The organism is Nocardioides immobilis, assembly GCF_003515065.1.
GTDB lineage: Bacteria > Actinomycetota > Actinomycetes > Propionibacteriales > Nocardioidaceae > Nocardioides > Nocardioides immobilis.
Genome location: NZ_QXGH01000012.1, coordinates 50,282 through 71,493, shown reverse-complemented (window position 1 = coordinate 71,493; position 21,212 = coordinate 50,282). Strand labels below are relative to the sequence as shown.

General features: G+C 70.4%; 22 protein-coding genes. 10 read left to right on the top strand and 12 right to left on the bottom strand.

Going from position 1 to position 21,212, the window contains the following annotated elements; translation table 11 throughout:
* Positions 1 to 20: 20 nt before the first annotated feature.
* The gene (locus tag D0Z08_RS07670; protein ID WP_220454096.1) at positions 21 to 611 is read left to right on the top strand and encodes a TetR/AcrR family transcriptional regulator; all 591 of its coding nucleotides are present in this window, start codon (positions 21 to 23) and stop codon (positions 609 to 611) included.
* Here the strand turns inward: D0Z08_RS07670 and D0Z08_RS07665 are convergent.
* The 3 genes from D0Z08_RS07665 to mca are packed head-to-tail and all read right to left on the bottom strand — an operon-like array spanning position 596 to position 2,380.
* Entirely contained in the window at positions 596 to 1,237 is a 642-nt protein-coding gene (locus D0Z08_RS07665; RefSeq protein WP_118924315.1) for a LysE family translocator, read from the bottom strand. The two genes, D0Z08_RS07670 and D0Z08_RS07665, sit on opposite strands and share 16 nt — an antisense overlap.
* Positions 1,237 to 1,449, bottom strand: coding sequence for a hypothetical protein (locus tag D0Z08_RS07660; RefSeq protein WP_118924313.1), 213 nt, complete (start codon positions 1,447 to 1,449; stop codon positions 1,237 to 1,239). Before D0Z08_RS07660 ends, D0Z08_RS07665 begins: the two co-directional genes overlap by 1 nt.
* Positions 1,450 to 1,453: 4 nt before the next feature.
* Entirely contained in the window at positions 1,454 to 2,380 is a 927-nt protein-coding gene (gene mca / locus D0Z08_RS07655; protein WP_118924311.1) for a mycothiol conjugate amidase Mca, read from the bottom strand.
* Positions 2,381 to 2,421: 41 nt separating this feature from the next.
* Between mca and D0Z08_RS07650 the strand changes: the two genes are divergently transcribed.
* Both D0Z08_RS07650 and greA read left to right on the top strand, forming a co-directional pair.
* A complete protein-coding gene (locus D0Z08_RS07650) occupies positions 2,422 to 2,832 on the top strand; it encodes a DUF4307 domain-containing protein (RefSeq protein ID WP_118924309.1) in 411 nt (136 codons plus the stop codon).
* 159 nt (positions 2,833 to 2,991) lie between these two features.
* Complete coding sequence (gene greA / locus D0Z08_RS07645) at positions 2,992 to 3,489, top strand: transcription elongation factor GreA (protein ID WP_118924307.1); 498 nt, start codon at positions 2,992 to 2,994, stop codon at positions 3,487 to 3,489.
* A 6-nt stretch (positions 3,490 to 3,495) separates the two neighbouring features.
* Here greA and ilvA read toward each other — a convergent pair whose 3' ends face one another.
* From ilvA to D0Z08_RS07625, 4 genes are read right to left on the bottom strand one after another with little or no spacing between them, the layout of a single operon-like run.
* On the bottom strand, positions 3,496 to 4,713 hold the full coding sequence (gene ilvA / locus D0Z08_RS07640; protein ID WP_118924305.1) for a threonine ammonia-lyase: 1,218 nt from the start codon (positions 4,711 to 4,713) through the stop codon (positions 3,496 to 3,498).
* Positions 4,706 to 6,109 (bottom strand): AI-2E family transporter, encoded by a 1,404-nt coding sequence (locus D0Z08_RS07635; RefSeq protein ID WP_245993754.1) that lies wholly within the window; start codon positions 6,107 to 6,109, stop codon positions 4,706 to 4,708. The genes ilvA and D0Z08_RS07635 overlap by 8 nt, the downstream gene beginning before the upstream one ends.
* Positions 6,106 to 7,470 carry a glutamate mutase L gene (locus tag D0Z08_RS07630; RefSeq protein WP_245993751.1) on the bottom strand — a complete coding sequence of 455 codons (1,365 nt, stop codon included), beginning with the start codon at positions 7,468 to 7,470 and terminating at the stop codon, positions 6,106 to 6,108. The genes D0Z08_RS07635 and D0Z08_RS07630 overlap by 4 nt, the downstream gene beginning before the upstream one ends.
* Entirely contained in the window at positions 7,463 to 8,623 is a 1,161-nt protein-coding gene (locus D0Z08_RS07625) for a cystathionine gamma-synthase (RefSeq protein WP_118924303.1), read from the bottom strand. The genes D0Z08_RS07630 and D0Z08_RS07625 overlap by 8 nt, the downstream gene beginning before the upstream one ends.
* Before the next feature lie 44 nt (positions 8,624 to 8,667).
* Here D0Z08_RS07625 and D0Z08_RS07620 point away from each other — a divergent pair, with 44 nt between their 5' ends.
* On the top strand, positions 8,668 to 9,603 hold the full coding sequence (locus D0Z08_RS07620; RefSeq protein ID WP_220454095.1) for a DUF5995 family protein: 936 nt from the start codon (positions 8,668 to 8,670) through the stop codon (positions 9,601 to 9,603).
* A 50-nt stretch (positions 9,604 to 9,653) separates the two neighbouring features.
* Positions 9,654 to 10,301 carry a peptide-methionine (S)-S-oxide reductase MsrA gene (gene msrA, locus D0Z08_RS07615; protein WP_118924299.1) on the top strand — a complete coding sequence of 216 codons (648 nt, stop codon included), beginning with the start codon at positions 9,654 to 9,656 and terminating at the stop codon, positions 10,299 to 10,301.
* A gap of 111 nt (positions 10,302 to 10,412) precedes the next feature.
* Here msrA and D0Z08_RS32605 read toward each other — a convergent pair whose 3' ends face one another.
* Positions 10,413 to 11,444, bottom strand: coding sequence for a DUF2510 domain-containing protein (locus tag D0Z08_RS32605; protein WP_118924297.1), 1,032 nt, complete (start codon positions 11,442 to 11,444; stop codon positions 10,413 to 10,415).
* An 841-nt stretch (positions 11,445 to 12,285) separates the two neighbouring features.
* Here D0Z08_RS32605 and D0Z08_RS07600 point away from each other — a divergent pair.
* The 5 genes from D0Z08_RS07600 (at position 12,286) to D0Z08_RS07575 (ending at position 18,810) form a co-directional block, all read left to right on the top strand.
* Positions 12,286 to 14,025, top strand: a complete 1,740-nt coding sequence (locus D0Z08_RS07600; RefSeq protein ID WP_182481215.1) for a protein kinase domain-containing protein — start codon at positions 12,286 to 12,288, stop codon at positions 14,023 to 14,025.
* A 113-nt stretch (positions 14,026 to 14,138) separates the two neighbouring features.
* Positions 14,139 to 14,684: a hypothetical protein gene (locus D0Z08_RS07595; RefSeq protein ID WP_118924293.1), complete on the top strand. Its 546-nt coding sequence runs from the start codon at positions 14,139 to 14,141 to the stop codon at positions 14,682 to 14,684.
* A 294-nt stretch (positions 14,685 to 14,978) separates the two neighbouring features.
* Positions 14,979 to 15,206 (top strand): YiaA/YiaB family inner membrane protein, encoded by a 228-nt coding sequence (locus D0Z08_RS07585; protein ID WP_118924706.1) that lies wholly within the window; start codon positions 14,979 to 14,981, stop codon positions 15,204 to 15,206.
* Positions 15,207 to 15,344: 138 nt separating this feature from the next.
* Positions 15,345 to 17,414: a CARDB domain-containing protein gene (locus tag D0Z08_RS07580; protein WP_118924291.1), complete on the top strand. Its 2,070-nt coding sequence runs from the start codon at positions 15,345 to 15,347 to the stop codon at positions 17,412 to 17,414.
* A gap of 40 nt (positions 17,415 to 17,454) precedes the next feature.
* A complete protein-coding gene (locus D0Z08_RS07575; RefSeq protein WP_118924289.1) occupies positions 17,455 to 18,810 on the top strand; it encodes an ABC1 kinase family protein in 1,356 nt (451 codons plus the stop codon).
* Between the two features lie 3 nt (positions 18,811 to 18,813).
* On the opposite strand, the gene D0Z08_RS07570 is transcribed toward D0Z08_RS07575, so the two are convergent.
* Genes D0Z08_RS07570 through D0Z08_RS07555 form a run of 4 tightly spaced genes read right to left on the bottom strand, consistent with a single transcriptional unit; the run spans position 18,814 to position 21,185 of the window.
* Positions 18,814 to 19,347: a DinB family protein gene (locus D0Z08_RS07570; RefSeq protein ID WP_118924287.1), complete on the bottom strand. Its 534-nt coding sequence runs from the start codon at positions 19,345 to 19,347 to the stop codon at positions 18,814 to 18,816.
* Positions 19,348 to 19,372: 25 nt separating this feature from the next.
* Positions 19,373 to 20,116, bottom strand: coding sequence for a VOC family protein (locus D0Z08_RS07565; RefSeq protein WP_118924285.1), 744 nt, complete (start codon positions 20,114 to 20,116; stop codon positions 19,373 to 19,375).
* Positions 20,113 to 20,484, bottom strand: coding sequence for a pyridoxamine 5'-phosphate oxidase (locus D0Z08_RS07560; protein WP_118924283.1), 372 nt, complete (start codon positions 20,482 to 20,484; stop codon positions 20,113 to 20,115). Before D0Z08_RS07560 ends, D0Z08_RS07565 begins: the two co-directional genes overlap by 4 nt.
* Positions 20,481 to 21,185, bottom strand: coding sequence for a TetR/AcrR family transcriptional regulator (locus D0Z08_RS07555; protein ID WP_245993749.1), 705 nt, complete (start codon positions 21,183 to 21,185; stop codon positions 20,481 to 20,483). The genes D0Z08_RS07560 and D0Z08_RS07555 overlap by 4 nt, the downstream gene beginning before the upstream one ends.
* Between the last annotated feature and the right edge of the window lie 27 nt (positions 21,186 to 21,212).

The window sequence follows — 21,212 nt, the reverse complement described above, 5'->3', positions numbered from 1 at the left end:
ACTCGCATACAATTCGCGTCATGAGGAAGCAGCCGCGGCAGGCCAGGTCCCGTCAGATGGTCGAGCGGATCGTCGCCGCCGGCCGCGAGGTGCTCGTCGAGGACGGCTACGACGCCTTCTCCACCAACCGGGTCGCGGCGGCCGCCGGGATCAGCCCCGGGTCGCTCTACCAGTACTTCCCGGACAAGACCGCGATCCTCGACGTGGTGGTCGACCGCTACACCGAGCAGACGTCCGAGCGGGTCGCGGCCGCGCTGTCGGACCGGCTCGGCGGCGTCGGGCTCGAGGTGGTGCGCGACATCGTCGACGCGCTGCTGTCTGCCCTCGAGGCCGACCGGGCGCTGCTGCGCGTCGTCTCCCAGGAGCTGCCGCTGGCCCGCAGTGGTCCCCGGCGTGCCGCCATCGAGCGACGGATCGGCGAGCTGGCGTCGACGTACCTCCTCGCCCGGCCGGAGCACAGCCGCCGGCCGACACCGGCGGTGTCGACCTGGGTGACGGTCCTGGCGATCGAGAACCTCGCCGTCCGGTGGGTCCTCGACCAGCCGCCGATCACCCGCGACCAGATCCTCGACGAGATCGTCGCGCTGGTGGGTGGCTACCTGCTCTCGTGACCGCTGAGCGCCATGCTGATGCCGAGCCCGATCATCGACGTACCGCCGATCGCGCCGAGCGCACTGCCGCGGCGCGGTGACCCGGCGAACCACTCCCGGGCCCGGCCGGCGGCGAGCGCCCAGACGGTGTCGCACACGAGCCCGAGGAGCACCGCGACGGAGCCGAGCACGAACATCTGGGTCGGCACCGCGCTGCGGTCCGGGTCGACGAACGGCGGCAGCAGCGCCGCGAAGATCAGGAAGCCCTTCGGGTTGCTCACCCCGACGACGAAGCCCTGCCGCACCGCGCGTCGCCAGGTCAGCGGGCTGCGCACCCCGCCCGCCTCGACCCGCATCTCGCGGCGGTGGCGGAGCGCCTGGACGCCGAGCCAGACCAGGTAGGCGGCGCCGAGGAGCTTGATGACGGTGAAGACGACGATCGACTCCGCGACGATCGTGCCGAGGCCGACCGCAACCAGTGTCATCACCAGGAACAGGCCGGCGGTGTTGCCGACCACGCTGGCCAGGGCCAGCCTGTGGCCGTAGGAGACGGCCCGGCCGACGACGAAGACGACGCTCGGCCCGGGGATGACGATCAGGACCAGCGCCGCGACGCCGAACCCGAGCAGCTGATCGAAGCCGACCATCAGTCGCTCGTGGACTCGTCAGTCTTGTTGACGACCGGCGGGTCGCCGAAGACACCCTCGTCGGCGGCGCGGTGCGCCTTCTTCAGGTGCTTGTTGAGGCTCCAGCCGAGGACCGCGACCGCGAGGCACAGGGCGATGAAGATGACGAAGCCGATCGGGCCGGCCACCACGTCCTCGTCCTTGGGCGCGGCCAGAACCAGATCGACAATCATGGGCTCATTCTCCCACCGTCACCTGGACGCCCGCGAACAGGTCGTCCTCCGGCAGCTCGGAGACGACATGGCTGGTGACCAGCTCGTAGTCCTCGGTCGGCCACACGGCCTGCTGGAGCTCCCGCGGCACCGCGAACCAGAACCCGTCCGGGTCGATCTGGGTGGCGTGCGCCAGCAGCGCCTGGTCGCGGACGCCGAAGTAGTCGCCGCACGGCACCCGGGTCGTCACCCGCTTGTCCCACTCGGGGTCGCGCTTCCACTGCTCGAGGCGATCGGCGTACGGCGACTCGAGGCCGTGCTCGAGCATCGCCTCGTGCAGCGCCACCATCCGGGCGTAGCTCCAGCCGTGGTGGTAGTAGAGCTTGCTGACCTGCCAGGCCTCCCCCAGCTCGGGGGCGAACGACGGATCGCCCGCCTTCTCGAACGCGAACACCGAGATCTCGTGGCACTTGATGTGGTCGGGGTGGGGGTAGCCACCGTTCTCGTCGTACGTCGTCATCACGTGCGGCCGGAAGCTGCGCACCAGCCGGATGAGCGGCGCGGCCGCCTCCTCCAGCGGCACCAGCGCGAAGCAGCCCTCGGGCAGCGGCGGCTTCGGGTCGCCCTCCGGCCAGCCCGAGTCGACGAAGCCGAGCCAGTCCTGGGTGACGCCGAGGATGTCGCGGGCCCGCTCCATCTCCTGCCGCCGGATCTCGTGGATGTTCTCGAGGATCCCCGGCCGGTCCATCTTCGGGTTGAGGATCGAGCCGCGCTCACCGCCCGTGCAGGTGGCCACGTGCACGTCCACGCCCTCGGTGACGTAGCGCGCCGTCGACGCAGCGCCCTTGCTGGACTCGTCGTCGGGGTGCGCGTGGACGTGCATCAGACGCAGACCCGCGCGCGGCGGCGGCGACCCGTCGCCCGTTGATCGAGCCTGTCGAGATCCGGACATGCGCACGATCGTAGAAGCGTCGCCCATGCGAGCATGAACCGGTGACCGTCCACAGCCATTCCCTGCCCGAGCGGTACGGCGCTCCCCCGCGCTGGCGACGGTTCGTGCTCATCGGCCTGGTCGTGGTCGTGGTCGGCGTTCTCGCCGCCGTGTGGACCTGGATCACCATCGCCCAGTCCGACCCGCCGGTGTCCTCGGAGCTGATCAGCTCCGAGATCGTCGACGACCACACCGCGACCGCGGTGATCCGGGTGCAGTGGGGCGACGGCCCGGTCGACGCGCAGTGCACGGTGCGGGCCCTCGCCCACGACAAGGCGGTCGTCGGGCAGGCGACGTTCGTGCCCGACCAGGACGCCGGGCCGGACTATCCCGTGGAGATCGCGACCGAGCGTCGCGCGACCGCTGTCGAGAACATCGGCTGCACGGCCGAGGGCCAGCCCCGCCCCCGCTGAGAAATCACGCTCAGGCGGCCGGCTTGTTAGACTTGTCAGTCTGTCCGGCCTCGAGCCGGCGCCCGCGGAGCTGATCGGGGGCGCCGAAGCGGGCGAGACGATCCGGACCAGTTCGCGCCAGGCACCACACGAGCAGTTCCGCATATTCAGGAGTTCCCGATGACGCAGACCGACCAGACGATCTGGCTGACCCAGGACGCTTACGACAAGCTCCAGGCGGAGCTCGAGGACCTCAAGGGTCCGCAGCGTCAGGAGATCGTCGCCCGGATCAGCGCCGCGCGCGACGAGGGTGACCTGAAGGAGAACGGCGGCTACCACGCGGCCAAGGACGAGCAGGGCCGGATCGAGCTCCGGATCCGCCAGCTCGAGGACATGCTCCGCAAGGCGGAGGTCGGCGAGACGCCTCCGGACGACGGCATCGTCGAGCCCGGCATGGTCGTGACCTTCAAGTTCGAGGACGACGACGATGACGAGGCGGTGACCTTCCTGCTCCTCGGCGCCCGCGACGTCGAGCCCGATGGCCTCGCCGTCTACACGCCCCAGTCGCCTCTCGGCGAGGCGATCAACGGCCGCAAGCGCGGCGAGACGGTGACCTACGAGGTCAACGGCAAGCCGCAGACGGTCGTCATCCTCGACGCCAAGCCCTACACCGTCTGAGGGGTCTCAGCCCCGGTCGACCACCGTGTAGCCGTGCTCCCGGAGGCGCGCGATCAGCGCCTCCGCGTGCGGCTCGCCACGCGTCTCCAGCTGGAGGTGCACGTCGACCTCGTCGAGCAGCAGGCTCGGTGAGATCCGCTCGTGCGCGACCTCGATGACGTTGGCGCCGGCCCCGCCGATCTCGGTGAGCAGCCGGGCGAGACCGCCGGGGATGTCGGCCAGCGTGACCTGCAGGTTGAGGTAGCGGCGCGCCGCCGCCATGCCGTGCCGGATCACCTTGCCGAGCAGCAGCGGGTCGATGTTGCCCCCGGAGAGGAGTACGACGACCGGGCCGGCGAAGCGGTCCGGCTCCTCGCACAGGGCCGCCGCGGCAGCGGCACCGGCCGGCTCCACCACCAGCTTCTCGCGCTCGATGAGTGCGAGGAGTGCGCGTGACAGGGCTTCCTCGGACACGGTGAGCAGGTCGTCGACGTACTCCCGGACCAGGCGGAAGGTCAGCTCCCCCGGCCGGCCGACCGCGATGCCGTCGGCCATCGTGGCCATGTGCGGCAGCCGGACGGGATGTCCCTCGGCCAGCGACGGCGGGAACGCTGCGGCGCCGGCGGCCTGGACCCCGACCACACGCACGTCCGGGCGCAGCGTCTTCACCGCGACCGCGATGCCACCGAGCAGCCCGCCGCCGCCCGTCGGGACGACGACCGTGGCCGCATCGGGGACCTGCTCCAGGATCTCGAGCCCCAGCGTGCCCTGGCCCGCGACGATGTCGAGGTGGTCGAACGGGTGGATGAGCGCCGCCCCGGTCTCCTCCGAGAACGCCGTCGCCGCGGCCAAGCAGTCCTCGAGGACACCAGCCGCGAACCGGACGTCGGCGCCGTAGCCGCGGGTCGCCCGCTCCTTCGGGATGGGGGCACCGTCGGGCATGAAGATCGTGGCCGGGATGCCGTGCTGCTGGGCCGCCAGTGCGACGCCCTGCGCGTGGTTGCCGGCCGACGCGGCGACCACCCCGCGCGCACGCTCCTCGTCGGAGAGCCGGGCGATCCGCACGGCCGCACCGCGGACCTTGAACGAGCCGGTGCGCTGGAGGTTCTCGCACTTGAGGTGGACCGTCGTCCCCGCGGTCGCGGAGAGCCAGCGCGACTCCAGCATCGGCGTCGGCACCGCCACGGCGTCGACGAGCGACCGGGCGGCCTCGATGTCGGCGAGCGTAACCGTCGGTTCAGGCATGGTGGACCTCGTCGGGTGGATGGATGACATCGTTGTCGAGCTCTTCCGCGGCCTCCTCGACCGGCATCTGCGACAGCTCCGCCAGGTGCAGGACGACGGCGTTGGCCGCGGCCGCGAGAGGTACGGCGACCAGCGCGCCCACCACGCCCGCGACCAGCACACCGCCGGCGATCGCGAGGATCACGCCGAGCGGGTGCAGCGACACCCACCGCCCCAGCAGGAACGGCTGGAGCACGTGGCCCTCGAGCTGCTGCACGCCGATGATGACGGCGAGCATGATGAGCGCCTCCACCGGCCCCTGGTCGACCAGCGCGACCAGCACCGCCACGATGCCGGCGATCGTCGCGCCGATGAGCGGCACGAAGGCGCCGAGGAACACCAGCACCCCGATCGCGAGCACGAACGGCAGGTCGAGCACGGCGGCGCCGATCATCACGCCGATCGCGTCGACCGCCGCGACGATCACCGTGGCCCGCACGAACTGGACCAGCGAGATCCATGCCACCCGGCCCGAGCTGTCCACCCGCTCGCGCGCGACGCGGGGCGCGAGCCGGACCAGCCACGACCAGATCCGGTCGCCGTCGGCGAGGAAGAAGTACGTCGCGAACAGAGTGATGAAGAACCCGGCCACGACGTGCCCGACGGCGGTGCCGACCTCGGTGACCCGGCCGATCGTCCCACCGTCCTGGGACCCCTGCTGGATCGTGTCCTCGGCGCTCTTGATCCATTCGTTGATCTGGGAGTCACTGGCGTTGACCGGGCCGTCACGCAGCCAGTCGCGGATCTCCTGCAGTCCCTTGACGGTGGAGTCGGCGAGGTCGTCGGCGCCGGTGGCGACCTGCTGCCCGGCGAAGGTCAGCAGCGCCACGACCGCTCCGAGCCCGCCGAGGACCACGAGGAGGGCGGCGATCGGCTGCGGGATCTTGAGCCGGGTCAGTCCGTGGACGAGCGGCCACGCGAGCGCGCTGATCAGGAGCGCGACCGCGATGGGGATCGTGATGACCGCGAAGAAGCTCACGAGCCAGACCAGCAGGTACGCCGCGCCCGCGATGATCACCAGCCGCCACGCCCAGGCGGCGGCGAGGTCGAGCCCCCACGGCACCTGCGCCCGGTCGAACCGGGAGGGGCCTGTCTCGATCGGGGCGGGACCGCCGCGGCGCTCCTCGCGCACCAGCGCCCACTGGGCAGCAAAGCGATGCAGGATGCTCTCGACGCTCTCGCTGTCCGCGTGCTCATCGTCGTCCGACCCTCGCCGCCGGCGCGGGAAGCGCGGCCGGTGCCGGTGCTCGTCCTCGCCCGGCTCGCCCGGCTCGTCCTCTTCCGGCTCGTCCTCGGTCCGCTCGACCCCGTGGTCGGGGTCGTCCACCGGCTCCTCGTCGGGTCCGTCGTCAGTCACGCGCCCACCCTAGGACTCTCCACAGAACTCTCCGTGCCGAGCGACATCGCCAACCGGTAGGCCACGTCGGGACGGCTCCCGGCGAGCAGACCGACGGCCATCAGGACGTAGCGCTCGTCGACGACGATCCGCGCGCGCTCGGGCAGCTGCCAGCCCTCCGGGTCGTCGGCCGTCACCAGGCCACCCAGCACCCGCTGGGCCACCCCGGGTCGCCCGTGCCGCAGGACGCCGCCGCTGCCGATCACGAGGGTGACCTCACGCAGGTCGACTCCGCTGCGCTCGACCACCCGCCCCTCCGGGGAGAGGACGACGCGCGACCGACCGGCGTGCCGTCGTACGGCGGTCGCTGCTGCGGTGCGCGCGATCTCCTCGTCGGCGGCGTACTCCTCGTCGGTGGTCGGCACGTAGGAGCCGGGAAGGCCCGCCGACTCCCGCATGCCGAGGTCGGCCTCGACGGTCCGGGTGGCCGCGGTCGGGGCGACCACCTCGTGGGCCAGACCGTCGTCGGACCGCTCCGCGTCGAGGGTGACGACGGAGTAGACGTCGGTGGTGGCCCCGCCGACGTCGACGACCGCGACGTCACCGATGCCAGGGCGCTCCTCGTCGAGGCCGTGGGCCAGCAGCTCGACTCCCGCGAGCACGATGTCCGGGGTCGGGCCCTGCACCAGCCGGGCGAGCTCCTCGCCCCTGGCGGAGAGGCCCTTCCCGGCGATCACGTGGTGCAGGAACTGCGCCCGTACGGCGGCTCTGGCGCTCTCGGGTGCGAGCACCCCGATCCGGGGTACCGCGTTGTCGGCGAGCACATGGGGCTGGCTGGCGAGGACCTCCGCGACCTCGTCGCGCGCGTCGACGTTGCCGGCCACGACCACCGGCCCGTCGAAGCCCGACGTCGCCACCGCGCGGGCGGCGTCGACGAGTGCTGCCCGGTTGCCGCCGTCGGTGCCGCCAGTGAGCAGCACCAGGTCCACCTCTGCTGGAGTCGTGTGTCCCAGAACCTCGGATACGGCGGTCTCAGGCACACGACCCGCGGTCGCGACCACGCCGACCACCTTGCCGCCGCTCGACAGGGCCACCCGCCGCCCCGCCTCGGCCGTCACCAGCGCCTCATGACCCACGACCGCGACCCGGAGCCCGCCGCCCGCGCTCGAGCACGCCAGGACCTCCGCACCACTCGTCCGGCCATCGACGCCCGCGAGCTCGGCCCGGCACGCCTCGACCGCGTCGAGCACGTCACCGGTGCCGAAGGTCGGCCGCTGCGCCATCCCGACCACCGTCGCCGTGGCGAGGTCGACGAGGAGCGCCTTCGTGTACGTCGAGCCGACGTCGACGCAGAGGACGACGCCGCCGGTCCCGTCAGCCAAGGGCCTGGTCGAGGTCGGCGATCAGGTCGTCGACCGTCTCGATCCCGACGCTGAGCCGCACCAGGTCGGCCGGGACCTCGAGGTCGGTGCCGGCGACGCTCGCGTGGGTCATCCGCCCGGGGTGCTCGATGAGCGACTCGACACCGCCGAGCGACTCACCGAGCGTGAAGACCTCGGTGCGCTCGCACACGCGCAGCGCGGCGTCCTCGCCGCCGGTGCACCGGAACGACACCATCCCGCCGAACCGCTTCATCTGCCGCTGCGCGACCTCGTGGCCGGGGTGGGTCTCGAACCCGGGGTAGATCACCTCGCCGACGGCCGGGTGGCTGGTGAGGAAGTCGGCGACGCGCTCGGCGTTGTCGCAGTGCCGGTCCATCCGGACGGCCAGCGTCTTCAGCCCGCGGTGGGTGAGGAACGCGTCGAACGGGCCGGGCACCGCACCCATGGCGTTCTGGTGGAACCCGACCTTCTCGGCGACCTCGTGGTCGCGGACGACGAGGGCGCCGCCCACGACGTCGGAGTGGCCGCCGACGTACTTGGTCGTGCTGTGCACGACGACGTCGGCACCGAGGGTGAGCGGCTGCTGGAGGTACGGCGACGCGAACGTGTTGTCGACGACGAGCAGGGCGCCGGCCTCGTGCGCGACGCCGGCGAGCGCCTCGATGTCACCGATGGTCAGGAGCGGGTTGGTCGGGGTCTCGACCCAGACCAGCTTCGTCTCGCCGGGGCGGATCGCCGCTCGCACCGCGTCGACGTCGTCGACCGGGGCCGGGCTGTGGTTCAGCCCCCACGGCACCGCGACCTTGTCGAAGAGCCGGAAGGTCCCGCCGTACGCGTCGTCAGGGATGACCGCGTGGTCGCCGGGCCGGCAGAGGGCACGCAGCAGCGTGTCCTCGGCGGCGAGGCCGGAGGCGAACGCGAAGCCGCGCTCCCCCTCCTCGACCGCTGCCAGCGCCCCCTCGAGAGCGGTCCGGGTGGGGTTCGCGCTGCGGCTGTACTCGTAGCCGCCGCGCAGGCCTCCCACCCCGTCCTGCTTGTAGGTGGAGGTCGCGTAGATGGGCGGGATGACCGCCCCTGTCGTCGGGTCCGGCTCGTAGCCCGCATGGATGGCGCGGGTCTCGAAGCCACTCTTGCTGCGATGCTCTTGGCTCACCCGGCGAGCGTAGCGGCGCACCGTGGCGGTCGTTGGACCTGGATGTGACCTCCTTGACCCGCGCCGCCCTCGGGATCCTTCTCGCGCTGGTGGTCGTCGCCACGCCGCTCGTGCCGGCCCAGGCCGACGAGCCCGACCCCGACCCGATCCGAGGGCTGGTGCTGCCGCCGCTCGACTCGCTGATCGGGTTGCTGCGGCCGCTGCCGGTGCCGGGCGCGGACTACGCCGGCGACCTCTGCAAGTCCGGGGGCGACGAGTGCATCGACGAGGTGATCGACCGGATGTACCAGCGGCTGGACGGCCTGGTGGCGACCTGCTCGCACAGCGCGATCTTCTCGCTCGCCTACCTCCGGGTCACCGAGAACGTCCGGGACGCCGTGCGGTCGGGCTACTTCGATGACGAGAAGTGGCTCAACCGGGTCGACACCGTGTTCGCGGAGCTCTACTTCGACACCACCAGCCGCTGGGAGAGCGGCCGGCGTACCGGCATCCCCGCCGCCTGGCGGATCGCGCTGCAGGCCGAGGACGACAAGGCGGTGTCCGGCCTCGGCAACTTCATGCTCGCGATGAACGCGCACATCAACCGCGACTTCCCGTACGTGATCGCCAAGGTCGGTCTCACTGCACCGGACGGCACCAGCCACAAGGCCGACCACGACCGCTACAACCAGCGGCTCGACTCGCTCTACGCGCCGGTGTTCGCGGAGGAGGCGCGCCGGTTCGACCCGACCTTCGACGACGTCAACGCCGGCACCGTCGAGGAGACCATCGCGGGCGTGATCATGCGCGGCTGGCGGGAGATGGTCTGGCGCCACGCCGAGCTGCTCGCGCTGGCCCGCACTCCCCTCCAGCGCACCCTCGCCCAGCGCGAGATCGAGACGTACGCCGCCCTCCAGGGACTGATGATCCGGCAGCTGTTCCAGATCCCCGACTCGGAGCGACGCGACGCCTGGTGCGCGGCGCACGGCCAGGACGGTTAAGAGTTCACTGAGAGCGGTGTGGGGCTTGCGCTTCCGGGGAGACTGGAGGCATGTTCCTCTCCCGCCGCAAGACCGAGATGGTCGACCCTGCCGAGGCGCTTCCGGGGCGCTCCGAGCCCGCTTTCGCGCTTCCTGAGAAGCACGCAGTCCTCAACGCCCCCATCGTCACCGACGACGTGCCCGACGGTCTCGAGGTCGCCGAGTTCGGCCTCGGCTGCTTCTGGGGTGCCGAGGAGATCTTCTGGCAGATCCCCGGCGTCTGGTCGACGTCGGTGGGCTACGCCGGCGGCACCACGCCGAACCCGACGTACGAAGAGGTCTGCAGCGGCCGCACCGGCCACACCGAGGCCATCCGGATCGTCTTCGACCCCGACCGCGTCTCCTACGCCGACCTGGTCAAGAAGTTCTTCGAGGTGCACGACCCGACCCAGGGCATGCGCCAGGGCAACGACATCGGCACCCAGTACCGCTCCGCCATCTACTTCCACTCCCCTGAGCAGGAGCAGACCGCGCGCGAGCTGACCAAGGTCTACGGCGACGAGATCGCCCGTCGTGGCTACGGCGAGATCACCACCGAGATCGGGCCGGCGGGCTTGTACCACTACGCCGAGGCGCACCACCAGCAGTACCTCGCAAAACACGTAAATGGATATCGCTGCCACGCGAACACCGGGATCCCCTTCCCGACTCACTCCTGAGCTCTGCTCCCGGCACCACCGGACGCCCCGACCATCGACGACATCCGCTTCCAAGGCCGCGATAGGCCAACGTCGCCGAAGCCGCGACCGGGGTCGACAGTCGCGCGTCGCCTATGGCCGCACGTGATGGGTCCACTGCCGCCCGTCCCACCAACGCCAGCGTCCGCGTTTGTCGTCGTACCAGCCGGGAGGCCACGACTGCGCTCCTGCAAGTCCGGGGCGGCTGGCCAGCCGCTGCCGTGGGGATGCGTGCGAGGGCTGCGGCTGCGCAGCGGATCCCTCGCCGAAGATCGACAGGAACTGCGCCTCCGCGGCACTGAGTGCTGCGGGGTTCGCCGCCACCAGTTGGCCGACCCGTTCGGCGAACTGCTCTGGAGACAGGCTGGCGAACGCGCGCTGGAGTTCCAATACGGCCGGGTCGGCGTCATCAATGCAGGCGTGAGCGAGGAGCCGCTGCTGCTCCTCGCTAAAGGCGCGGGCAAGCAGCATTGCCCGCGCGCGCTGTTGCCACTCCTGGCGGCTCATCGTGACCGGTGGGTGCGTCTGGGCCGCCGGAACAGCCCCGGCCGGGGCATGGTGCGGCCAAGGCCCAGTGTGGGCCGCAGCGGGGAGCGACGCCTGCGCGTACCGCGGCCTCAGGTGCCCCGTCCACCCGTACCCGTTCCACCACCGGACCCAACGGTGGTCCCAGGGATCGACGAGCCAGCCTGGTGGCGTCGCGGGCCGCGGCCGGTGCGCGACCGGCGCCACAACGGGCACCTGTCGCGCGGCCCTGGCTGCCTTCATTGCCCGCTTGCGATCCTTCTTGCTTGGCTGACGCGCCGGCCTCGGGGCCCGTCTGTTCTCGAGGTGTTCCGCGCCCTTGACAGCGGCGAAAGCGACGCCGAGAACAACCAGCATGCCGACGAGCCCGAACTCCTCATCGGGCTCTTGTGCAGCGGCTGGCGAGTTCTCAGGGCTCGGCTCCCAGTCGTATGACCTGGCGTAGTCGTGGTCGTCCTCGGGCTCGAATAGCTCGGCATGTCCCACGAGCTTGTTGGTCCTGTCGTCGAACAGGTGGGCGCGTAGCGCGCCATCCGTGTCCCTCGACCAACCAAGGTGCTGGCCGTCAGGGACCTCGACATCGACCTTCTTCCTAGGCACGGGAGGTCCCGAACACGGCGCGCCGCCCCTTGGCGTGCGCGATGTGCTCCTGATGCGGCATTCCCCAAGGGTATTCGCGGGACCGACACTTCGCTGTCGAACGGTCGGGCGTGGCGGCCGTGACCACCCGACCCCGAACGTCTCGCTCGGTACGCTGCCGGGTCTGCCGTAAGGGTACGGAGCGAAGTGCCGCCCTGCGTCGTGCGGACATGACGAATCGCGGGAGGGAGCCTGCGGAGAACGCGTCCAGCCCGATTGGGAACGGAATGGCAGCAGTACCTCGCAAAGCACTTAAATGGCTACCGCTGCCACGCGAACACGGGGATCCCGTTTCCTGAGGTGGCCAGCTAGCAGGGCTTCACGGCAGACGCCGTCGGCCGACCGCCAGGTTGCTTTACCTTGGTGTCTGGCCGCGCGGGCGCCCTGGCCCTCACTTCATCCATGAGATCGCCGAGGCTTCTTTGGCGTAGCCGACCTTGCTGGGTCCATCGCAATGAACGACGCCACGCCAGTCGCCCGCGGCCGGTGCCCGCGATGTCGCTCACACCCTCACCCCGGACCCCGAATCTGCCTGAGACGGTGACACGCCTCGGTCCACTCGACCTCGTGTCAGCCGCGTAGCGCCATCGCGCCCTCGTCCCGTATTGGCGGGTCGCCCCTCGCCGGCGATGAGTTCGAGCGCGTACACGGCCCAATCATGCACGGCTGAACCGCCATCGGCAGGTTGCCAGAAACTTCGGCAGACGCCCGACTACGGGGGCTGCGATGCTGTTCGCGAGATCGGACCAAGGTCGACGGCAGTTGGCGAGGACGGACTCGCCAGCAGGAGAGGAGAGCCAACTTGGGCGAGCGGTTCGGCGACTACTCCGTCATTCGGCGGCTGGGAGGCGGCGGCTTCGGCACCGTCTACCTTGCCGAGTCCCGCGACGGAGTGACAGTCGCAGTCAAGGTCTTGAACGATCATCGGGACCCGACGGCTCGCGAGCTGTTTCGTCGCGAACTTGAGGCTGCGCAGCGTGTCGACACGCGGCACGTCGCACAGGTCCACGACTTCGATTTGGACGCGGACCCCCCTTGGATCGCGTTCCGAGCAGTGGGAACGCTCACGCTCAAGGAGGCGGCGCGTTCTCACGAGACGTCGGAGAGGGCACTCTTGCTGGCGCTGATGGGGGCTGCCCGCGGGCTTGCTGCCATGCACCGCGCTGGTCTCACCCACCGCGATATCTCGCCCGACAACATTCTGGTCACACCGACCGACGGCGTACTGATCGACCTTGGGCTGGCGACCCTCGGAACGAACACGCCATATTCCCAGATGCTGGCCGGGAAAATGGCCTACCTCGCCCCCGAGCAGTGGACGTCCAGCGCAGTCACCCCAGCTTCGGACATCTGGCAATGGGGCGTGACAGCCACCAAGGCGCTTTCGGGTCACCTGCCGTTCCCACCCGCTCGCACACCACAGGAGCAGCAGAGGTTGGCCGCCGAGCAGGCCCCGGATCTGTTCGGTGTGGGTGTCGCCGCGGACGTAGTTGCCGCGTGTTTGCGAAAGGACCCTCTACTCCGGCCGACCGCGGGCGAACTCGTCGAGACCCTCCGGGGTCTCTTACGGAGCCCGGAGCTCACCGGTCGACGTCTCTCTCGGAGGCGGCACACCGACATGTTGGACCGCGAAGCGGTTACCGAGGTGACTCGACTCGACGTTTCCGCAGACGGCAAGCTGTATGTCGGGGCATGGGTGCCCGAGATCGAACGCTCGCGAGGCGTTGTCAGTTATTGGCGCACAAACGCTGGGGACGTCAACATAAGGCTCGGCGATCGCGTCGCGATCGGCTGGGACGATCGAGACAGAGTCCATGTGGGTGCGGTGTTGACGTCCCTCCGGACGGGTGCGGAGAGGTCGCCTAAGCTGCCCACGAATTGCTCGTCATGCGGCACCCGCCTCGAACCGGGCTACAACGACGGCCGCTTCTGTTCCAACGAGGAGTTCTGCTCAAGCCTTGTCTTGCCGCGTATCAAGCAGCATCTAGGACTAGCACGATTCATGCGGCACGAACAGACCGACTTCACCCGAAGTGATGCGGTCCACGCGGTGACGTCGCGGCTGCTCGAACGCGGGCTGTTCCGCAACGAAGGGGACCTGTACGCGCAGGACAGGTCATCGGTGGCCAAGGCCGTCAGCAGCATGAGATCGCCAGCGCCGGACTGGTTCCTGGATGACTGGACGTTGAGTCAGAATCGGCCGTTCGTCGCAACCGTCGCGACCATGACTCCAACGGATTCCTGGGAAGCGAAGAAGCTGGTGAAGGCGCTGCCCACCCTCGACCTGCTACTCGGCGCCAGCGAGCAGCAACTCCTCGAGGCGCTGACGCCACGACTGCAGTACTGGTCGGACGAGGAATGTCAGGACGAACGCAGTGCGAACCAGCGGAAGGCCGCCAGGTTGCGCGCCTGGCTGGACGTCGACTGGCATGTGCGAGTTCTCCGAGGCATGGAGGCGGCCGGCGTGCCGATGCGGCACAACTCCGGCGACACCTGGCCTCCACGCCGGCCCCGCCAGGAGCCTCCGAGCCTCAGCCCGTAACGGCAGCGTCGCGAAGTATCTACAGGTGTGCGTGACGTCAAGGACGGGCCTGTCGGGCCTGGTCTTCTGCCACGCCTTCAGACTATGGCTGGACAGCTTGCGAGGATGGAGGCGTGGAACTTTCTGCCTCCGATTGCGCCGTTTACGCCCAGGTCATCCCCGTATTCATCGTGGCCCTGATCATCGAAGCCGGGAACTGGCTTGGTGTCCGAGACCCCTGGAGAGATCCCTTCACTTGGTTCATGGGCGTCGCGTTCCTCTTGTGCTTCCTGGCGGAGTCGGCCGCGATTAGCGGCGCGACTACTGGCGGTGCAGGAGTCTTTTGGAGCCTCGTCGTCACGAACGGTTCTGCAGTGAGCTTGGGTATGACCGTCTTGTTGGCCTTCGCTGCCCTTGTGAAGCGTCAGCAAGAGGCCGCGCGGACTATCAGCCACGGTGAGGCTATGACGGGTCTGAGGGTCGGTCGCCACGGCGTGAAGATGACGGACGTGAGCGCGGCACTCGATGCCCAGGCAGCGAAGGCCGCCGACGAACTTCGGAAGCAAACTGAGCTGAATGCCCTGTTGGAGGAGATCGTAGATCTGACGAAGCGAATGAAAGTGCAGGAAGAGCAGAGGTCGAGGGGTGTTCGGGGCTTCCTAAGGAGGCTCCTCAAGTAGTCAGCGAATCGGACCTGTGGTGTCCAGCAGCCCCAGCTCGACGCTTGATCGACAACGATCACTGGGACGGCCGACCCGGCGACCCAAAGGCCACAACGCGAGGAACCTCTGGCAGCAGTACCTGCACAAGAACCCCTACGGCTACCGCTGCCACGCCAACACGGGAGTCCCGTTCCCGGCCTGACCTGGGCTGCGCGGGGGCGCGGTGAACCGACTTTGGTACGTCCGGGTGCGCGGTGGGATTGAGTACGTGCACTCATGCAGCCGGGGCCCGCTGCGCCGGACGCTGGTGTCATGACCAAGATGACCTACGCGTTCTACCTCCAGTCAGCGATCTCGTTCGGCGCGGCGATGCTGTTCATGCTCGGCGGGATCTACTTCATCCCGGCGGACCCCTGGGTGCGGGCGTTCCTCGGCCTGGGCGCCCTCTTCCTCGTGAACTCCTCGTTCGCGCTCGCCAAGTGCGTGCGGGACCAGCAGGAGACGCGGGCGGCCGAGGGCCACGTCGCGCCGTACCGCTGACGGACGAGCGGCCGGGTTCTCATCCGTGGGGATGGGGTTCCTCATCACTCCGGTTGAGTTTCCGCCGTTCACCCTGCCGACGGCGCGGCCGCGGTGCTCTACTCGACGCCTCGAGCCGGATCCCTCCAGGAGGCCGTCATGCGCCGTACCACCTCTCTCGTGCTCACCACCGCGATGGCCGTGACCGCACTCGCCGCGCTGCCCGATCGCGCCGCCGGCGCCGGGACGCCCAATCTCACCGTCTCCCGGGTCGTGATCCCGGCGCAGGCCACCGTGGGCGGCGACGCCACCTTCCGGGTGACCGTCCGCAACACCGGCACAGGCGGTGCCGGCGCGTCCAAGGTGCGGCTCTACCTCTCCAACGACGGCCGCCGCGACCGCAAGGACGTCGCGCTCGGGACCGTCGGCGTGGGACGGATCGGCGCGGGTGCCGCGCGCACGGTGCGGGCGTCCTTCACGATCCCGGCGGAGGTGGGTCCCCATCGCGTCGTCGCGTGCGCGGACGCCACGACGGCGGTGAGGGAGACGTCCGAGCGCGACAACTGCCGGGTGACCCGGGCGACGATCTGGATCTGGCCCAAGCCGAAGTCGTACGTCGCCGGCACCCCCGACCCTCGGGCCGTCACGACGCAGCTCGGCTCGGCCACCGCGAAGAAGGTGATCGGGCCGACCGGCGGCAGCATCGCCCTGGGTGCCGGCGGGGACACGTTCATCCTCGACGTGCCGCCCCACGCGCTGGCGTCGACCGTCGAGATCGCGCTCCGGCCGATCACGTCGGTCGACGGGCTGGGCATGTCCGGCGGGCTGCTCGCGGGCGTCGACCTCGCCCCCGACGGGCTCTCGTTCCTGCGACCGGTCACCCTGACGATCGTCCCTGATCGCGCGGTCGCGCTCGCCCGGCAGGCCGGCTTCGCCTACCAGGGCGACGGGACCGACCTGCACGCCTACGGGCTCGAGCGCGGCGAGGCGATCGTGATGAAGCTGACGCACTTCACGGGCGCGGGCGTCGGCAGCGCGACCGACGCGGACCGCGCCGCCCAGCAGGCACGCGTGCCGGCAGGTTCGGACGCCCAGTGGGAGCAGCGGTTCGCGGAGGTCAAGCAGCAGGTGCGGGAAGCGCACGAGGCCCGGACCGACGGGACCGATCCCGAGACGGCGGCGAAGAAGGAGAACGCCGCGCTGGCGCAGGCCGCGGCCGTCGCCCTGGCGTACCTCCGCGACGTCGTCGTTCCGCGCATGCGCGCCGCGCTCGCGGGCGACACCACGCGGACCGGCCTGACCGCGGTGCAGGACTTCGTCACTGCAGCCCGTCAGCTGCAGCTGCTCGGCGTCGGGGACGAACAGGCGCCGACGATGGCCATGGGCTGGGACCTGGTCGACCAGATCTTCGCCAAGATGATCCCGGACGCCCACCACCGGTGCGTGACCGAGCACGACCCCGGGATGGCGCTGTTCATGCTCGCTGCCGAGCGCGCGCGGGAGCTGCTGGGGGCGGGCGAGTCACCCATGCCCGCCGCGACGATGAACAAGTGCCTGCGCTTCGAGGTCGACTTCGACTTCCTCGCGTACGGCGACGCGTGGTCCGACGACGAGCGCTGGGGCACCGCGTGGAGCCATCACCTGCGGGCGCTGGAGGTGCCGGTACAGATCGATGTCCGCGACCCCGAGACCAAGGGGACCGGCTCGGCACCGGAGGAGTACGTCGCCTACACGGGCAGCTACAGCGACCGTGAGCTCTGGGATCCGCCCGGCGACGCGGACCCGATCGAGTGTGTGGACACTGCCTCAGCCGACGGCACCCTCGACGGCACGTTCCGGGTACTGGACCTGGACCTCGACCTGAATTACTACCGCGACGACTCCGCAGATGGCACACCGTTCCGCCTCCGGATGCGGATCGACCCCGGCCAGGCCGGACTCGAGACGTCGCCGCGGGACATCACCCGCTACACCACCACGCCAGCGAGATGTCCGCAGCCGTCGGCGCCGACCATCACCAATTGGTGGTGGGCCCTGTACTTCTTCGTCGGGCACGTGACCGAGGCCGCCGACGCCCAAGGCTCCTCCTACCTGATCAAGGACTGGACCGTAGGTCCGTCGGGGTCCGACGTGCTCGCCACGAAGACCTACGACCATCAGCTCGGTGGTGACGCCGGCAACCCGCGCGAGCTGACGTCGCTGGTCCTGCGCCACACCCCGGCGCCCTAGCGGGCCGGCCGCGGTTGGCGCGACCGGCGACAATGAGGTCATGGCCGACCTCCCCCGGACCGCCGCCGCGCGCACCGCCCGCCTCGCCGCGCTCCCCCTCGGATACGCCGGCCGCACGGCGCTCGGGTTCGGCAAGCGGCTCGGGGGCGCGACCGCCGAGACCGTGATGAACGACATCCAGCAGCGCACGGCCGAGCAGCTGTTCCGCACGCTGGGCGAGCTCAAGGGCGGAGCGATGAAGTTCGGCCAGGCGCTGTCGATCCTGGAGGCGGCACTGCCGGAGGAGATGGCGGCGCCGTACCGCGAGCACCTGACCCGGCTCCAGGACTCCGCGCCGCCGATGCCGACCCAGACCGTGCGCGACATCCTCTCCGCCGATCTCGGCCCCGACTGGAAGACCAAGCTGGTCTGGCTCGACGGCGGACCCGCCGCTGCCGCGTCGATCGGGCAGGTGCACAAGGGGCGCTGGCACGACCCGGAGACGGGGCAGTCGCGTGAGGTCGCGGTGAAGGTGCAGTACCCCGACGCCCGCCAGGCGATCGACTCCGACCTGAAGACCCTCGCCCGGGCCGCGCGCACCATCGCGCCGGTCATCCCCGGCGTCGACATCAAGCCGCTCATCGAGGAGCTCCAGGCACGGGCGCTGGAGGAGCTCGACTACCCGCTCGAGGCGGAGGCGCAGCGCACGTTCGCGGCGGCGTTCGCCGAGGACCCCGAGATCGTCGTACCCGAGGTGGTGGCCGTCGGACCGCGGGTGCTCATCACCGAGTGGCTGGAGACCCCGTCGTCGCTGGCGACGGTGATCACGAGCGGCACCCCCGCGGAGCGGGACCACTACGGCGAGCTCTACGTGCGCTTCCTCTTCTCCGGCCCCGCCCGCACCGGCCTGCTGCACGCCGACCCGCACCCGGGCAACTACCGGATCATCCCCAACGCGGACGGGTCGCCCGGCCGGCTCGGGGTGCTCGACTACGGCGCCGTCGCCCGGCTCCCCGAGGGCGGTCTGCCGGAGCCGCTCGGCCGGCTGGTACGACGGTGCGCGGCTGGTGACGGCGAGGCCGTCATCGCCGGGCTCCGTGAGGAGGGCTTCCTCAAGGACCGGATCAAGATGGACCCGCAGCTGCTGATGGACTACCTGGCACCGTTCGTCGAGCCGAGCCAGACCGAGCGGTTCCGGTTCTCGCGGGCCTGGATGCGCGAGCAGTTCCAGCGGCTCAACAACCCCAAGGACCCGACGTACACGGTGACGATCAAGCTGAACCTGCCGCCGTCGTACCTCCTCATCCACCGCACCTGGCTCGGCGGCGTCGGCGTGATGAGCCAGCTCGAGGCCGAGGCCCCGTTCCGGGCGATCATGGCCGAGTTCCTACCGGGATTCGCCGAGCCCGACGACTGAGCGCTACTCCCCCGTCGCGCCGTCGATCGACTCGCGCAACAGGTCTGCGTGGCCGTTGTGCCGGGCGTACTCCTCGAGCATGTGCAGCAGGATCCAGCGCAGCGAGAAGTGCCGGTCGCCGGTCCGGGTCTTGCGCACCGACTCGGCGTCGAGGCCGGCCCTCGCGACGGCCTCGTCGATCGACAGGTCGGCGCGGGTGACGGCATCGTCGAACAACGCCAGCAGCTGCTCCGGGGTGTCGTCGGCAGCGGTGTTGAGCTCCCAGTTCGGGTCGGCATCCCAGTCGACGGTGTCGAACGGCGGCAGCAGCGTGCCGCCGGCGAGCACCACCTCGAACCAGTTCGACTCCACCAGCGCGAGGTGCTTCACGAGGCCACCGAGGGTCAACGCGCTGGGCGCCAAGGTCTGCGCGAGCTGCTCCTGGGTGAGGCCGTCGACCTTCCACCGCAGCGTGTCGCGGTGGTAGTCGAGAAACGCACGGAGGGTGGTGGCCTCGTCGCCCTGCAGCGGCGGGTCGATCCGGGATTCGGCGTCCATGGGTGGCGACGCTACGCGGCGCCGCTCACGGGAGCACCCCGGTATCCGGGTCACGGTCGGTGAGGCAGTAGACGCGATCCTGCGGATCGGCCAGCACGGTCCAGTGGCTGTAGGTCCCGAGCACGGTCGCCCCGAGTCCGACCTGACGCTCGGTCTCCGCGGCCCGGTCGTTCGTCGCCCAGTCGATGTGCGCGCGCACCTTGCCGGTCGGGTCGTGGAGCCGCTGCAGCAGCAGTCGGACCGGATGACCGGCGGGGCGCAGCAACGGGTGGAAGTCCGTCGAGACCGTCGACCCGCGCTCCTCCCAGCCGGTCACCTCGCTCCAGAACAGGCTCTCGCGGTCGTACGACGACGCGGGGATGTCGAGGCAGACCTGGTCGATCAGCGACGAGTGCCCACCGGGCCAGGTGGACGGGAGCGGTCGGGTCGTGCCCGCGTGGGAGACGAAGCAGAACGTGAACCCGCCCGGCGAGGTGAGGACGATGTAGCCGTGGTCCGCGACCTCGGTCGCCCCGAGCCCGACCGCCCGGTCGGCGGCCGCGCGGGGGTCCGGCACGTGCAGGTCCAGGTGGATCCGGTCGGCACCCCCGTCGAGGCGCTGCACCCGGAGGAAGGCATCCCCGTCGCGCGGGACCAGGGTGGCGAACTCGTCGGCGTCGCCGCGGCGGGGGCTGACGTCGTACCCGGTGACGGCCGACCAGTACCGGACCCCGTCGTCGTGGCCGTCCGCGGCGAAGTCGAGGAAGGCGGTGATCCAGAAGGGGCTCACGCGACCGGCTCGCAGTCGTGCCCGCAGCCGTCCGGTGGGAGCGGGCCGTCGGCGTGCGCGGCCGGACGGTGCAGGACCGCGCTCGTCGGCGTCACGACGACATCGTCGCCGTCGGCGACGCCGGTGCCGTCGACCAGCAGCGAGTAGCCGTGCTGCTCGAGCGGCGGGAAGACCAGCGTCACGGCCGGGTTGGCGGCGAGGTTGCCGAGGGTGCCGCGCCCCGGCGCACTGACCCGCAGCCCGGTGCCGGTGGCGTCGGGGTCGACCGTCACCACCTTGACCCTGCCGTCGGTCGTCGTCAGCAGGTAGCCGCTGCCGAAGCGCTCCAGGGCGGCGGTGATGTCACCGATCTCGACGGGGATGCTCACGCGCCCACGATAGGCGGACTCGGGCTGCCGCCGTGCAGGCGACGCTCGAGCCCGTCGAGGATGAGCTCGAGGCCGTAGCCGAACTCGTCGGCGAACACGTACTCGCGCCCGAGCACCAGCTCCGTCAGCATCCGGGAAAGGTGCGGGTACTCGTCCGGCGGCGGAGCCATCTCCGCCGCGAAGGCTTCTGCGGCGCCGTCGGTCGGCTCGAACGGCAGGTTCACCTCGGTGAGCACGAAGCCGTACACGTAGGCGTCGATCACCGAGAACGCGTGGACGGCGAGCGCCATCGGGAAGCCCGCGGCGAGCAGCGTTCCGAGGACCGTGTCGTGGTGCCGCAGGAGCTGTGGCCCGGCGGCGGAGCGCGACTCGATCATGCCGAGTGCCCACGAGTGACGGGCGAGTACGGCACGCGCCGAACCCGCGCGGCTGGCCATCGCCTCGCGCCAGGGATCGTCGGGTCCTGGCAGCTCGACCTGCGCGAACACCCAGTCGGCGAGGCCGTCGAGCAGCGCCTCCTTGCCGGGGATGTGGTGGTAGAGCGACATCGCCTCGACGCCGAGCTCCTTCCCCACGCTGCGCATGCTGACGGCTGCGAGGCCGCTGCGGTCGGCGACTGCGGCCGCGGCCGTGATGATTCGCGCCGGGTTGAGGGGCTGGCGTGCTGGCATGGTGAGGAGCTCCCTTGTGAACTTACGCATGTAAGTCTACGCTGACGGACAGCAGAC